This window comes from Polaromonas sp. P1_F8 (genome assembly GCF_056405635.1).
Map to the genome: position 1 here is coordinate 480,187 of NZ_JBFUBS010000001.1, position 12,680 is coordinate 492,866.

At 60.9% G+C, this 12,680-nt stretch carries 11 protein-coding genes and 2 tRNA genes; 7 read left to right on the forward strand and 6 right to left on the reverse strand.

Features of this window, described 5'->3' with window-relative positions; all coding sequences use genetic code 11:
• The first annotated feature begins 15 nt into the window (after positions 1 to 15).
• A complete protein-coding gene (locus AC1D1J_RS02300; protein ID WP_477693779.1) occupies positions 16 to 1,275 on the forward strand; it encodes an acyl-CoA dehydrogenase family protein in 1,260 nt (419 codons plus the stop codon).
• Between the two features lie 88 nt (positions 1,276 to 1,363).
• Here the strand turns inward: AC1D1J_RS02300 and AC1D1J_RS02305 are convergent, their stop codons facing one another.
• Positions 1,364 to 2,050, reverse strand: a complete 687-nt coding sequence (locus AC1D1J_RS02305; protein WP_477693780.1) for a hypothetical protein — start codon at positions 2,048 to 2,050, stop codon at positions 1,364 to 1,366.
• A 56-nt stretch (positions 2,051 to 2,106) separates the two neighbouring features.
• Here AC1D1J_RS02305 and AC1D1J_RS02310 point away from each other — a divergent pair, with 56 nt between their 5' ends.
• Positions 2,107 to 2,811 carry a glutathione binding-like protein gene (locus AC1D1J_RS02310; RefSeq protein ID WP_477693781.1) on the forward strand — a complete coding sequence of 235 codons (705 nt, stop codon included), beginning with the start codon at positions 2,107 to 2,109 and terminating at the stop codon, positions 2,809 to 2,811.
• 301 nt (positions 2,812 to 3,112) lie between these two features.
• On the opposite strand, the gene AC1D1J_RS02315 is transcribed toward AC1D1J_RS02310, so the two are convergent.
• A tRNA-Arg gene (locus tag AC1D1J_RS02315) sits at positions 3,113 to 3,189 on the reverse strand.
• A 239-nt stretch (positions 3,190 to 3,428) separates the two neighbouring features.
• Between AC1D1J_RS02315 and AC1D1J_RS02320 the strand changes: the two genes are divergently transcribed.
• Complete coding sequence (locus AC1D1J_RS02320) at positions 3,429 to 3,872, forward strand: response regulator (protein ID WP_477685755.1); 444 nt, start codon at positions 3,429 to 3,431, stop codon at positions 3,870 to 3,872.
• Positions 3,873 to 3,987: 115 nt separating this feature from the next.
• Here AC1D1J_RS02320 and AC1D1J_RS02325 read toward each other — a convergent pair.
• Positions 3,988 to 4,064, reverse strand: a tRNA-Pro gene (locus tag AC1D1J_RS02325).
• A gap of 154 nt (positions 4,065 to 4,218) precedes the next feature.
• Between AC1D1J_RS02325 and AC1D1J_RS02330 the strand changes: the two genes are divergently transcribed.
• The gene (locus tag AC1D1J_RS02330) at positions 4,219 to 4,605 is read left to right on the forward strand and encodes a DUF488 domain-containing protein (protein ID WP_477693782.1); all 387 of its coding nucleotides are present in this window, start codon (positions 4,219 to 4,221) and stop codon (positions 4,603 to 4,605) included.
• Positions 4,606 to 4,729: 124 nt separating this feature from the next.
• Here AC1D1J_RS02330 and boxB read toward each other — a convergent pair whose 3' ends face one another.
• The 3 genes from boxB to AC1D1J_RS02345 form a co-directional block, all read right to left on the reverse strand.
• Positions 4,730 to 6,154: a benzoyl-CoA 2,3-epoxidase subunit BoxB gene (gene boxB, locus AC1D1J_RS02335; RefSeq protein ID WP_477685753.1), complete on the reverse strand. Its 1,425-nt coding sequence runs from the start codon at positions 6,152 to 6,154 to the stop codon at positions 4,730 to 4,732.
• 128 nt (positions 6,155 to 6,282) lie between these two features.
• The gene (gene boxC / locus AC1D1J_RS02340; RefSeq protein WP_477694459.1) at positions 6,283 to 7,977 is read right to left on the reverse strand and encodes a 2,3-epoxybenzoyl-CoA dihydrolase; all 1,695 of its coding nucleotides are present in this window, start codon (positions 7,975 to 7,977) and stop codon (positions 6,283 to 6,285) included.
• Between the two features lie 22 nt (positions 7,978 to 7,999).
• Positions 8,000 to 8,896 (reverse strand): helix-turn-helix transcriptional regulator, encoded by an 897-nt coding sequence (locus tag AC1D1J_RS02345; protein ID WP_477693783.1) that lies wholly within the window; start codon positions 8,894 to 8,896, stop codon positions 8,000 to 8,002.
• A gap of 134 nt (positions 8,897 to 9,030) precedes the next feature.
• Between AC1D1J_RS02345 and AC1D1J_RS02350 the strand changes: the two genes are divergently transcribed.
• The 3 genes from AC1D1J_RS02350 (at position 9,031) to AC1D1J_RS02360 (ending at position 12,580) form a co-directional block, all read left to right on the forward strand.
• The gene (locus AC1D1J_RS02350; RefSeq protein WP_477685751.1) at positions 9,031 to 9,522 is read left to right on the forward strand and encodes a flavodoxin domain-containing protein; all 492 of its coding nucleotides are present in this window, start codon (positions 9,031 to 9,033) and stop codon (positions 9,520 to 9,522) included.
• A 96-nt stretch (positions 9,523 to 9,618) separates the two neighbouring features.
• Positions 9,619 to 11,196, forward strand: coding sequence for a benzoate-CoA ligase family protein (locus tag AC1D1J_RS02355; protein WP_477693784.1), 1,578 nt, complete (start codon positions 9,619 to 9,621; stop codon positions 11,194 to 11,196).
• Between the two features lie 196 nt (positions 11,197 to 11,392).
• Positions 11,393 to 12,580 (forward strand): ABC transporter substrate-binding protein, encoded by a 1,188-nt coding sequence (locus tag AC1D1J_RS02360; RefSeq protein WP_457280738.1) that lies wholly within the window; start codon positions 11,393 to 11,395, stop codon positions 12,578 to 12,580.
• Positions 12,581 to 12,680 lie beyond the last annotated feature (100 nt).

Below are 12,680 nucleotides of genomic sequence, written 5' to 3' on the forward strand. Positions count from 1 at the left end.
CTTTCTGGAGATTTCATGGACTTCAACTACACCCCAAAAGTACAGGAACTGCGGGCGCGCCTGCTCAAGTTCATGGACGAGCATGTTTACCCCAATGAGGCCCGCTTTTTCCGAGAAATCGCCGAGAACCGCGCCAAGGGCAATGCCTGGATCCCGACCAAACTCGTAGAAGAGCTCAAACCCAAGGCGCGAGCCGCCGGCCTGTGGAACCTGTTTTTGCCGCACTCGCCGCGCGCGCCTGAAGGTTTGTCCAACCTCGAATACGCGCCGCTGTGCGAGATCATGGGACGCGTGCCTTTCGCGGCCGAGGTGTTCAATTGCTCGGCGCCCGACACCGGCAACATGGAAACCATCGCCCGCTACGGCTCCGAAGCCAACAAGGACCAGTGGCTGGATCCGCTGCTCAAGGGCGAGATCCGTTCTGCCTTCCTGATGACCGAGCCGGAAGTCGCTTCGTCCGACGCCACCAACATCCAGTGCCGCATCGAGCGCGACGGCGACGACTACGTCCTCAACGGCCTCAAGTGGTGGTCATCCGGCGCGGGCGATCCGCGCTGTGCCATCTACATTGTCATGGGCAAAACCAACCCCGACGCCGGCCGCCACGAGCAGCAATCCATGATCCTGGTGCCCGCAAACACGCCCGGCATCAAAGTCATCCGCCCGCTGTCGGTCTTCGGCTACGACGACGCCCCGCACGGCCACATGGAAGTGCGCCTGACCAACGTGCGCGTGCCCGCCGCCAATTTGATGCTGGGCGAAGGCCGCGGCTTTGAGATCGCCCAGGGGCGCCTCGGCCCCGGACGCATTCACCACTGCATGCGCAGCATCGGCATCGCCGAGCGTGCGCTGGAGTTGATGTGCAAGCGCCTCAATACCCGCGTTGCTTTTGGCAAACCGATCGCAAGCCAGTCGGTCTGGCACGAACGCATTGCCGAGGCCCGCTGCATGATCGAGCAGGCCCGCCTGCTGACGCTCAAGGCGGCCTACATGATGGACACCGTTGGGAACAAGGTTGCCAAGGCCGAGATTGCGATGATCAAGGTGGTGGCTCCCAACATGGCCTGCCAGATCATCGACTGGGCCATCCAGGCCCACGGCGGCGGCGGCGTGTCGGACGACTTCCCGCTGGCCTATGCCTACGCCAGCCAGCGCACCCTGCGCCTGGCCGACGGCCCGGACGAGGTGCACCGTGCATCGCTGGCCAAGCTGGAACTGGCCAAGCACCTGCTGATGCCCGGCGAAGTCGAGATGCCCATCACGCGTGGCGGCTGACGCGCCCAAATTTTGCTATTAAATCAATAGCTGCTCGCGCTCGCCCTATATGGCTAAAGTGCCAATTTCACCCTGAAAAATGGCCTCATCAGAGCGTGATGTCGTTGGACAGGCCTGCAATGGCCGATTCGCAAGCGCTCGTGAAAATGTGGGCCGCATGTTCCAGCGTCGGCATGTCGGCGGGGGTGTATTGCATGCGCAGATAGGCCTTGCCGCGCAGAATCATCAGGATAAAAGGCACTTGCGCATCTGGTGACGGCTCCGGCCAGTTCATCAGCAAGTCGACCAGGTGGGTGTCCAGCCAGGCCTGCGCATGCACACGCTGGTCTGCCATGACTGCGTAGCGCTGCCAGAACGGCTTGGGCAGGCTTTCCCAACCTACTTCCGAATACATGGCCAGCCAGCGCACCTCTTCCGGCATGCTCAGGTCTGCGGTGGTCTGCAGGGTGTCGGTATAGGCCTGGTAAGCACGTTTTTCAAGTGAATCCTTCAGTGCCCGGTTCATGACCAGCACCGTGACGTCGTCGTTGACCTTGATCTCACCGCGGGCGCGGAGTTCTTCGCCGCGGATGTAGTCGCGCGAGGCCCGGCCGCGCTCCATCTTCCAGGGTTTGCCACTCACGGAACCTTTCAGGGCGAAACCCTTGCCTTCCCCCAGGCCGGTATAAGAAAAGCCGCGGGTACCGGCCCACTCGGACACGGCATCGTCGGAGGCGCCGGCGTCGCCCGCATCCCCCTTACCCCCGACAAAGACTTTCTTCAACCGCTCAAACATGGTTTTGGCTTTTCTCTTAAAGTGCAGCAACCTCATGTTAGTCCAAGGAAGCGCCAATGATCAATGTTTACTCCTGGCCCACGCCGAACGGCCACAAGGTCCACATCATGCTGGAAGAATGCGGGCTGAGCCTGGGCCGCGACTGGCAGGCCATTCCCGTCAACATCGGCACCGGGGACCAGTTCAAGCCGGAATTCCTGGCCATCAGCCCGAATAACAAGATTCCGGCGCTGGTCGACCCGGTCGGCCCCGACGGCAAGCCGTTCTCCGTGTTTGAATCCGGCGCCATCCTGCTGTACCTGGCCGCAAAAACCGGCCAGTTTTTGCCAAAAAGCGACCGCCTCAAATTCCAGGTGCTGCAGTGGCTGATGTTCCAGATGGGCGGCGTCGGCCCCATGATTGGACAGACCCACCATTTCCGGCAGTACGCGCCGGAGAAAATCGACTACGCCATCAACCGCTACACGAATGAAACGAAGCGGCTTTACGGCGTGATGGACAAGCAGCTTTCCACCCACAAGTTCATCGCCTGCGATGAATACACCATCGCCGACATTGCCATCTTCCCCTGGCTGCGCAACTGGCAAAACCATGGCATCGACTGGGCCGATTACCCTCACCTCAAGAAATGGTTTGACCTGATCAGCGACCGCCCCGCCGTGCAACGCGGCGTCAAAGTGCTGGCCGATCTGCGCAGACCCATCACCGACGACAAGGCGCAGGAAATCCTGTTTGGCAAGACGCAGTACGAAAAGCGTTGAATCCAAGGGCGATCCAGTAACCGGAGCGTTGTTTCCCGATTTGGGATCAGATCGCGTAGCGAGAACGCGTCAGCAAGTCCGAGCCGCACCGGAAGAACCGGAACGTACTTCAGGTACGTGAGGATAAAAGCGCATCGGGCTGAAGCCCAGACAAGAAAAGCGGCCGATAGCAAGCGTAGCGAGAGCCCGTCAGCAAAGCCAAACAGTACCGCAGCGACCGGAACGTACCTCCGGGTACGTGAGGATCGCGAGGAACGTATTGGCTTTGATCACGGGTCCGCAGTAGCTTGAAGCGGTCGATTGGCCTGCCCGGAGGGGATCGAACCCCCGACCCTCAGCTTAGAAGGCTGATGCTCTATCCAACTGAGCTACGGGCAGTTTGTATGTGTGTCAGCGCGGCGAAGCCGCAAACGTGCGAACTGCAGGATTCAGTTCGTCGCGAATCATACCTTCAAACGCCTGCCGGACACCCCGGGCAACAGGGTCGGACATGTCCGGCACGCGGTGATTCGGACTCAGTGGTTTGTTGTGGTTCTCACACACCGCAATGACTCACCTATGGCTGGCTCCCTGTCAGGGGTATATTGTCTACACGAAAGAAACGCAAAGGCACGCACATGACCCGACCAATCCTGCTGCTGGTGGAAGACAACCCTGCCCATGTCGAGCTCACCATGGTGACGTTGCAGGAAAACGGCGCGGACCATGAAATCATCGTTGCCCGCGACGGCACGGAAGCCCTTGAATACCTTTTCTGCGAAGGTGCTTACAGCAACCGGCTCAACGACCATCCGCCCGAACTCGTCATGCTGGACCTGAATTTGCCCGGCCTCAGCGGGCTGGAAGTCATGCAGCGCATGCGGGCCGACCCCCGCACCTTCTTTGTACCCGTCATCCTCCTGACGTCCGAATCCAAATACTCCCCGGTGGTGAAAGAACTCCAGGGCGGGCTTAACAGCTACGTGCGCAAGCCGCTGCACTTTCGGGATTTTCAGGAAAAGCTGGAACAAGTGCGCGAATACTGGCGCACATCCAACTTTGGGTCCTTGCTCAAGCCCTGAAAACGCCGCCGTTGGCGGGCCTGAGGCCTGAAGGCTGCCAAAGCCGGACTGGCGAGGCGCCCAAACAAACAGGCGTGAAAAAGCCCACTTAAGTGGGCTTTTTTCTGGGAATTTTTGGTCGGAGTACAAGGATTCGAACCTTGGACCCCCTGGTCCCAAACCAGGTGCGCTACCAGACTGCGCCACACTCCGACTAGTCAAATATTATAGCCCGAAGTTGGCTGACTTTCATGGTCGGCCTCCAACTTTCTCTACGCCCCAGGGGAACCGCATCCCCCAGACGCCGGGCATGAGCCCAAACGCTTCAAAAAAGCCTGCCAAAATCGCACCCCAAAAGGAGACTGCCATGGCCATCAAGATCGTGAGGCTGGGTACGACGCGCACCGCTGGCGAGGGACTGCGTATAGGCACAGTACGCAGGCCACCGCGCGGCGTGCCAAAAACGGAATTTGCATCCGGCAACTGGTATGACATCTGGTATCCCAGCCTGGCGCCCAGCGTTGAGACCATGAAATTGGGCCAATCAGTTGAATCCGACAAGGACTGGGCCGCCTTCAGCAAAAAGTACCGGGCCGAAATGAATGAACCCGATCCCAGCCGCAACCTGGACCTGCTGGCGGCGCTATCACACCAGACGAATTTCGCGATGGGTTGCTACTGCGAGAACGAGGCGCGCTGCCATCGTTCGCTACTGCGGGACTTACTAAAAGAACGCGGCGCAAATATCGCCTAGGGCTGGCGCAGCGGTCACGTCAAATCAAGCCGGGGCCGCGGGACTGGCTTTGCCAGACCGCAGTCGCAGCGGCCCCCTCGGGGGGCAGGGAACTACACGAAGTGAGCGACCGTGGGGGCCATATTTACAACTTGACGTATTCGTATTCGAGCGGATTCGCATTGATACCGCGGTCGGGCGGCGCAATCCAGGCGGCCATCTTCCCTGGCTCGGTTACGCGGTTCATCAGGCTTTTGACAAATGCCGTGTCGGCCGGCGTGGGCAGCCACTGGTCTTTTTTCGCTTCGAAATCGGCGGCGCTGATCGGGTTGCCCTGCGGGTCGGTGAAATTACCGGCCCAGGCGCCGACCGCGCGGCGAAAACGTGTGGACGGCAGGGTCAACTCAAAATCCACACCCGCGCGCTTGATGCCCATGTTCCAGCGCGTCACGCCGACATTGCAATCCTTGACGTATTCCAGGCGCGTGATTTCGTTCATGCCGTTGCGGGTCGAAATCGTCTCGTTTTTGAGACCGCCCTGCCCGTTCGGCACCACGATGCTCATCTCGGTTTCCAGCTCAACGTGGTCGGCGAACTTGGCTTCGTCCGGCCGGCCCTTGATGCCGTTGCTGAAGTAGTTGGCGGCGTTCGACGACGCTTCCGAGCCGAACAGGTCCAACGACGACGTGAACCAGAAGTTCATGAATTTCTGCACCGTGGGCAGGTCAATTACGCCGGCTTTTCGCAGCGTGGCGACATCGTCGGTGTCCAGCTCTTTCATCACCTCCAGCGTGCGCTTGATGACACGGCCAACGCCGGTCTCACCCACGAACATGTGGTGGGCTTCTTCCGTCAGCATGAAACGCGTGGTGCGGGCCAGCGGGTCAAAGGCGGATTCGGCGAATGACTTGAGCTGGAACTTCCCGTCACGATCAGTGAAGTAGGTGAACATGAAAAAACTCAACCAGTTGTCCATGGGCTCATTGAAGGTGCCCAGGATGCGCGGCTTGTCGGCATCGCCGCTGTGGCGCATCAAAAGCTCTTCTGCTTCTTCACGGCCGTCGCGGCCAAAGTGCGCATGCAGCAAATACACCATGGCCCAAAGGTGGCGGCCTTCCTCGACGTTGACCTGAAACAGGTTGCGGAGGTCATACAGCGAAGGCGCGGTGTGGCCCAGCAGGCGCTGCTGCTCCACGGACGCTGGCTCGGTGTCGCCCTGCGTCACGATCAGGCGGCGGAAGGTGGAGCGGTATTCGCCAGGCACGTCCTGCCAGACCTCTTCACCCATGTGGTCGCCAAAGCCAATCTTGCGGCCCTCTTCCTTGTCAGCCAAAAAGATGCCCCAGCGGTAGTCGGGCATGGGCGTGTAGCCGTAGCTGGCCCAGCCTGATGCATCCACGCCGACGGCGGTGCGCAAATAAACTTCCTTGGCCTTGAAGTCGCTGGGGCCCATCTCGTCCCACCAGTTCAGGAAGGCGGGTTGCCAGTGCTCGAGCGCGCGCTGGAGCTGGCGGTTTTCGCCGAGGTGGACGTTGTTGGGGATGAGGGCTTGCAGATCTATTGAGCTCATGGCGTTCTTCCATCAAATAAGTTGCGAGGCGGCAGCAGCAATGTCAGTACCAGTGCCAGCGCGGAACCGGCTTTGCCGGGCCGCAGGTGGCGCCCCCTGGGGGGAGGCGCCGCAGGCGCTTCGGGGGGTTACACCCTCTTCCAATCGAACTTGGCCTTCTTGCCGGTGCCGAAAAGTTTCAAGGCGCCGTCTTCACCCACCGCATTGGGCCGAATGAATATCCAGTTCTGCCAGGCCGAGAGACGGCCGAAAATGCGTGTCTCCATCGTCTCTTTTCCCGGAAAGCGCAGCGAGGCTTCCATGCCAGTCATGGCGTCTGGCGAGAGCGAAGCGCGCTCTTCCAGCATGATGCGGATCTCGTCTTCCCAGTCAATGTCGTCGGGGGTCAAGGTGACGAGGCCCAGCGCCAGCGCCTGATCAGCGCGCAGCGGGCTGTCGCCGAGTTTTTGCAACTGTGCAATGGTGGCATCGTCTTCGCAGAATCGGGTCTGCAGGCGCGTCAGGCCATTGACGGCGGGGAACCAGCCGAAGTTGGCCGGACTCAGTTGCAGCGCAGGCGCGGCGTCTGGTGAATCGGGCAAGTCCAGCATGTAGATGCGGTCGCAGGCCAGGGCCAGCTCGTAGAAAGTGCCCGCAAAGCACGAACCCGCATCGACCAGCGCAATCAGCGAACGGCTGGTGACGTCCAGGCGCGCCAGCGTGCGGCGCAACGCGCCTGTGGTTTCCTTGACCAACCAGTGGTCCTTCAGTTTGGCCAGCGTTTCGTCCATGCGGATCACCTGGTCGGCATCGCCTGTGGTCTTGATGACCCAGGTGCCGACTTCCAGTTCGTTGGTGCGCAGGTTGAGGATGGCGTCGTCCAGTTCGCGCTGCAATTTCAGCGGGTACCAATTGGCGCCTGCGGCTTCGATGGTTTCGGGCGTGGATTCAATGGCCGCGGCGGGCGCCTTGACGGTAATGGTGGCAATGCGCTTTTCACGGTCGACCTGCGCATCAACCAGGCTGTAGTGGTAGCCGGCATCATCAATGACGGCCTTCAGCGGTGTGAGTTCAATGCCTTTTGAGGCTGCAGCCCTTGTGGACTGTGCGCGAAGCGCTTCAATTTCTGTAGCAAGCAGGTCGCCAAACTGCTGCGGCTTGGCGTGGGCGTCGATCAGCTTCCAGTCCTTGGCGCGGTCGGCGCGCACGCCTTCGCTGGTCGTGCAGAAGATGTCTGCCAGGTCGCGGCGCACCTTGCGCTTGTCAGTCACGCGGGTCAGGCCACCGGTGCCGGGCAACACGCCGAGCAAGGGCACTTCGGGCAGGCTGACGGTGGAAGAACGGTCGTCCACCATGATGATGCGGTCGCAGGCCAGGGCCAGCTCGTAGCCGCCGCCGGCACAGGCGCCGGTCACCGAGGCAATCGCCTTGAGGCCGTCATGGCGCGAGGAGTCTTCCAGGCCGTTGCGGGTTTCGTTGGTGAACTTGCAGAAGTTGACTTTCCAGCCGTGGGTCGACAGGCCCAGCATGTAGATGTTGGCGCCCGAGCACCAGATCTTTTCCTTGCCCGACTCGAAAACCACCACCTTGACGGCCGGGTGCTCAAAGCGCACGCGATTGATTGCATCGTGCAGTTCGATGTCCACGCCCAGGTCGTAGCTGTTGAGCTTGAGCTTGTAGCCGGGCTTGATGCCGCCATCTTCGTTGATGTCGAGCTTGAGGCGTGCAACATCGCCCTCCACACTCAGCGTCCAGTGCTGGTATTTGCTGGGGTGGGTGGAGAAACTCACGAGCTCGCGCTCCTGGCCCTCGATGACCTGTTTGAATAAAAGCGGTTCTGTCATGGCGTTCATGGGTGTCTCCGATTTAGGCCCGTTCAGCGGTGCCGCTGACGGTTGTTTTGGGAACGGCGCGTTCCAGGTCTTTCAGGCTTTGTTTCAGTGTGCGCGCAGCGGTATCAACCACGGCGTCGGCGCGGGCATAGAGCGCTTCGCGGCTCGAAAGGATGCGGCGGATGTCTTCCATCGCCTCGTCGGTCGCGCCGCGGGTCGTGTCGAAAGGCCGCATGTCGCCCTGGGCCACCACGCGGGCCATGTGTTCTTCGGGGCTGGCTTTGAGCCAGACGCAGTAAAAACGGCTTTGCAGCAAATCGAAGGTTTCGCGCTCGCTCACGATGCTGCCGCCCGTGGTCATGACAACGCCATCCGGGTGGTCTTCGGCGATGCGGAACAGCGCGCGGCGCTCGTAGCGCCGGTAGCCGGCCTGCCCATGCAGCAGCAAAATTTCGTTCATGCTGGTGCCGGCTTCGCGCTCAATCTCGCGGTCCAGCTCGATAAAAGGCACGCCACGCTCGGCAGCCAGCTGGCTGCCCAAGGTGGACTTGCCGGCGCCACGCAGGCCGATCAGCGCTACCCGCTGCTCGCGGCCCAGTGAGTCGCTGAGGCCGAAGGTGCTGCCAAGCTGGCTGTAGGCCTGGTCAAGCTGGGAGTCGTCCAGCCGTGTCAACAGGCCTTGCACACGGGCCAAAGCCGGCCGCGGCGCGTCTTGCAGCAGCTCAAGAATGGAAATGTTCAGCGCCCGGGCCGCAGCTTCCAGGGAATTGATCGAAACGTTGCCCTTGCCGGTTTCCACATCGGCCAGAAAGCGTTCGCTCAGGCCAGAGTCCGACGCCAGCTGTTTGCGCGTCATGCCCCGGCGCGCGCGCCAGGCACGAACACGGGCGCCCAGTTCACTGAGCGTGGCTTTCGATTCCTGTTCGGACATGATTTCCAAGAAGCACCTGTGTAAAAAGTCGCCCTTTCAGGGCTTTGTCAGTTGCATTTCGTTTAAATTGCAGTATACTTCAGGTTAAATTGATGTCAAGCAGTTTATTGCATCTTTTATTTGGAGACTTCTTGATGAAACTCAAAATCCTTGTAGGTACCATGACCAGTACCGCCGACTATGTGGCACAGGCCATTCAAATGGATTGTGCCGACCTGGTCAACGACATTGAAGTCGAACTGATGGACAACCTGGACATCAGCGTCTTCGACGCCTCAAAGGCAGAAGATGCACTTTATCTCATCTGCAGTTCCACCTACGGCTCCGGCGATGTGCCCGACAACGCCCGCGCCCTCTATGAATCATTGAGCGCCAACCCGCAGTTCCTTGGCCATGTGCGCTACGGCGTCATCGCGCTCGGCGACCGCACCTACATGCAGACCTTCTGCTTCGGCGGCAAGAAGTTTGACGAACGCCTGACCGACCTGGGCGCCCAGCGCATCGGCGATATCTGGTGCCACGACGCCAGCAGCGGCACCATGCCCGAAACAGAAGGCACCGAGTGGTGCCGCCAGTGGCTCACCGGCGCGCTGCAGACGCTGGGAGCAAGCCCGGCCACTGCTTGATCAGCATCATGAATTTATAAGAAATCGGCCCGTAGCGCTTGATGTGCGTGCGCAAGCAGCTACCAAAATAATAGCAATAGCAATCTGGAGACAAGCATGCAAGCAAGCAGCGCAGACCATTCGGCAAGCCCGCCACGGGTAACCATCCCGCGCAGCTACAACGCCGCGGACGACCTGCTACAGCGCAATGCCGGCCGTGCAGGCAAGGCCGCCTTCATCGATGCCGCCACCGGCGAGGCGCTGACTTACGGCGAACTCACCGACCAGGCCCACCGTTTTGCCAACGCCTTGCGTGCCCAGGGAGTTGCCCCTGAAAGCCGAGTGTTGCTGGCCATGCTGGACACGCCGCAGTGGCCCGTCGCTTTCCTCGGCTGCATTCTTGCGGGTGTGGTGCCCGTGGCGGCCAACACCCTGCTCACCCCTCCCGACTTCGAGTTCATGCTGCGCGACTCGCGGGCGCAAGGCCTTGTCGTCTCCAGCGCCCTGCTTCCGGCCTTTGAGCCACTGCTGGAAAAAATCGACACGCTGAAAACCGTGATCGTCGCCGGCATTGAAGAGTCCCCGTCATATCCAACGCTGGCCGGCGTCCTGCTTGCGCAACCAGCTACCAAAACCATAGCAGACACCTGCGCCGATGGCGTCTGCTTCTGGCTTTACTCCAGCGGCTCGACCGGTGCACCCAAAGGCACCGTTCACCTGCACAGCCACCTGATCCAGACGGCCGAGCTGTATGGCCGCGGCGTGTTGGGCATCCGGGATGACGACGTGGTGTATTCCGCCGCCAAGCTCTTTTTTGCCTACGGCCTGGGCAACGCGCTGACTTTTCCCATGAGCGTGGGTGCCACCACGGTGTTGCTGCCCGCGCGGCCCACGCCCGCTGACGTATTTGCCTTGCTCAAAAAATACCAGCCCACGATTTTTTATGGCGTACCCACTTTGTATGCGGCCCTGCTGGCCGATCCGGCCCAGCCGGCGAAGTCCGAGTTGCGCCTGCGCGTGTGCACCAGCGCCGGCGAGGCCCTGCCCGCTGAAATCGGCAAAAAATGGACGGCCCAATACGGCTGCGAAATCCTGGACGGCATCGGCTCCACCGAAATGTTGCACATCTTTCTAAGCAATCGCCCCGGCCAGGTGCGCTACGGCACAACCGGCCAAGCCGTGCCGGGTTACGGGCTGCGCATCATCGGCGACGACGGGCGTGAATGCGCTGACGGAGAAATCGGAGAGCTGCAAATCAGCGGGCCCAGCGCGGCCATCATGTACTGGAACAACCGCGCCAAGACCAAAGCAACCTTCGCCGGCGAATGGACCAAGAGCGGCGACAAATACACCCGCGACACTGACGGCTACTACACCTACGGCGGACGCAGTGACGACATGCTCAAGGTCGGCGGCATTTACGTCTCGCCGTTTGAAGTCGAAGCCTGCCTGATGACGCACGCCGCCGTGCTGGAAGTGGCGGTGATAGGCGTGGCCGACGCCGACGAACTCGTCAAGCCCAAGGCCTATGTGGTGCTCAAGGCCGGGCAGGCCGCCACCGTGGACGAACTGAAGGCCCATGTGAAGCTGCAGCTTGCACCTTACAAATACCCGCGCTGGATTGAATTTGTGAACGAGCTGCCCAAGACAGCCACCGGCAAGATCCAGCGCTTCAAGCTGCGCCAGCCGCACTGACATGGAAAACCCCGGGAAACAGGCATCCGGAAAATACCCTGCACCCGAGGGCCAGAAAAATGCGCGAACCGGGCACGGGTATTGCTTTAGGCATAAACAATTTAATCTTCAATCTCGGGTTTTACACTAGGGCTGCATACACAACGCACGCTTACTATTCGTCTCACTGTCTTCAGTCTCAACCAGGAGCTATTCCATGACTTCACGCCGACTTGTATTGACCCGCAGTGCTGCCGTTATCGGTGCCGCTTCCACCGGCCTCTTGCTGCCCGAAATCGTGCGTGCGCAGTCCGCCAAGGTGCGTGTGGGTTTCATGCTGCCCTATACCGGCACCTTCGCCCAGCTCGGCGTCGCCATTGAAAACGGCTTTCGCATGGCCATCAACGAACAGGGCGGCAAACTCGGCGGCCGCGAAATCGAATACTTCAAGGTCGACGACGAGTCCGAACCTTCCAAAGGCATTGAAAACGCCAACAAACTGGTGCAGCGCGACAAGGTCGACGTACTCGTCGGCACGGTGCACTCGGGCGTGCAGATGGGCATCCAGAAAGTCGCCCGCGACTCCGGTGTGCTGAGCCTGATCCCCAACGCCGGCGTGCACGCCGCCACGCGCAGCCTGTGCGCGCCCAATGTGTTCCGCACGTCTTTCACCAACTCGCAACCCACGCGCGCGCTGGGCAAGGCCATGGTCGACCGCGGCCACAAAAAGGCTGTGTGGATCACCTGGAAATATGCCGCAGGCGACGAGGCCTTTGAAGGCTTCAAGGAAAGCTATACCGCCGCGGGCGGCACCATCGTCAAGGAGCTCGGCCTGCCCTTCCCGCAGGTCGAATTCCAGGCCTTGCTGACCGAGATCGCCGCGCTCAAGCCTGACGCCGTGGCCTGCTTCTTCGCCGGCGGCGGCGCAGCCAAATTCATCAAGGACTACGCCGCCTCGGGCCTGAAGGAAAAGATTCCACTGTACGGCTCCGGCTTCCTGACCGAAGGCGTGCTTGAGGCCGCAGGCCCCGCGGCCAACGGCATTATCACGACCATGCACTACAGCGACTCGCTGCCAACGCAGCGCAATGGCCAGTTCCGCCTGAGCTATGCCAAGACCTTCCGGCTGCAACCCGACGTCTACGCCGTGCAGGGCTACGACACCGGCCTGCTGCTGATTCAGGGCGCCAACGCGGTGAAGGGTGACCTGAGCAGCAAGCCGGCGCTCTACAAGGCCCTGGAAGGCGCCGTCATCGACAGCCCGCGCGGCAAATGGACCATGAGCCCGTCGCACAACCCTGTGCAGGACATGTACCTGCGCGTGGTCGAGAACAAGGAAAACAAGGTGATTGGTGTGGCAGCCAAGGCGCTGGCCGACTCAGGCGCCGGTTGCAAGATGGCCTGAAGACGTGGCCCCCACGGTCGCTCACTTCGTGTAGCTCCCTGCCCCCCGAGGGGGCCGCCCGCCTGCGGTCTGGCAAAGCCAGTCCCGCGGCTCATGCTGG

Bases quoted from the DNA above. Each gene is read 5' to 3' on its own strand.
- AC1D1J_RS02350 (WP_477685751.1), top strand. From the start codon at position 9,031: ATGAAACTCAAAATCCTTGTAGGTACCATGACCAGTACCGCCGACTAT.
- boxB (WP_477685753.1), bottom strand. From the start codon at position 6,154: ATGAGCTCAATAGATCTGCAAGCCCTCATCCCCAACAACGTCCACCTC.
- boxC (WP_477694459.1), bottom strand. From the start codon at position 7,977: ATGACAGAACCGCTTTTATTCAAACAGGTCATCGAGGGCCAGGAGCGC.
- AC1D1J_RS02310 (WP_477693781.1), top strand. From the start codon at position 2,107: ATGATCAATGTTTACTCCTGGCCCACGCCGAACGGCCACAAGGTCCAC.
- AC1D1J_RS02320 (WP_477685755.1), top strand. From the start codon at position 3,429: ATGACCCGACCAATCCTGCTGCTGGTGGAAGACAACCCTGCCCATGTC.
- AC1D1J_RS02330 (WP_477693782.1), top strand. From the start codon at position 4,219: ATGGCCATCAAGATCGTGAGGCTGGGTACGACGCGCACCGCTGGCGAG.
- AC1D1J_RS02345 (WP_477693783.1), bottom strand. From the start codon at position 8,896: ATGTCCGAACAGGAATCGAAAGCCACGCTCAGTGAACTGGGCGCCCGT.
- AC1D1J_RS02300 (WP_477693779.1), top strand. From the start codon at position 16: ATGGACTTCAACTACACCCCAAAAGTACAGGAACTGCGGGCGCGCCTG.
- AC1D1J_RS02360 (WP_457280738.1), top strand. From the start codon at position 11,393: ATGACTTCACGCCGACTTGTATTGACCCGCAGTGCTGCCGTTATCGGT.
- AC1D1J_RS02355 (WP_477693784.1), top strand. From the start codon at position 9,619: ATGCAAGCAAGCAGCGCAGACCATTCGGCAAGCCCGCCACGGGTAACC.
- AC1D1J_RS02305 (WP_477693780.1), bottom strand. From the start codon at position 2,050: ATGTTTGAGCGGTTGAAGAAAGTCTTTGTCGGGGGTAAGGGGGATGCG.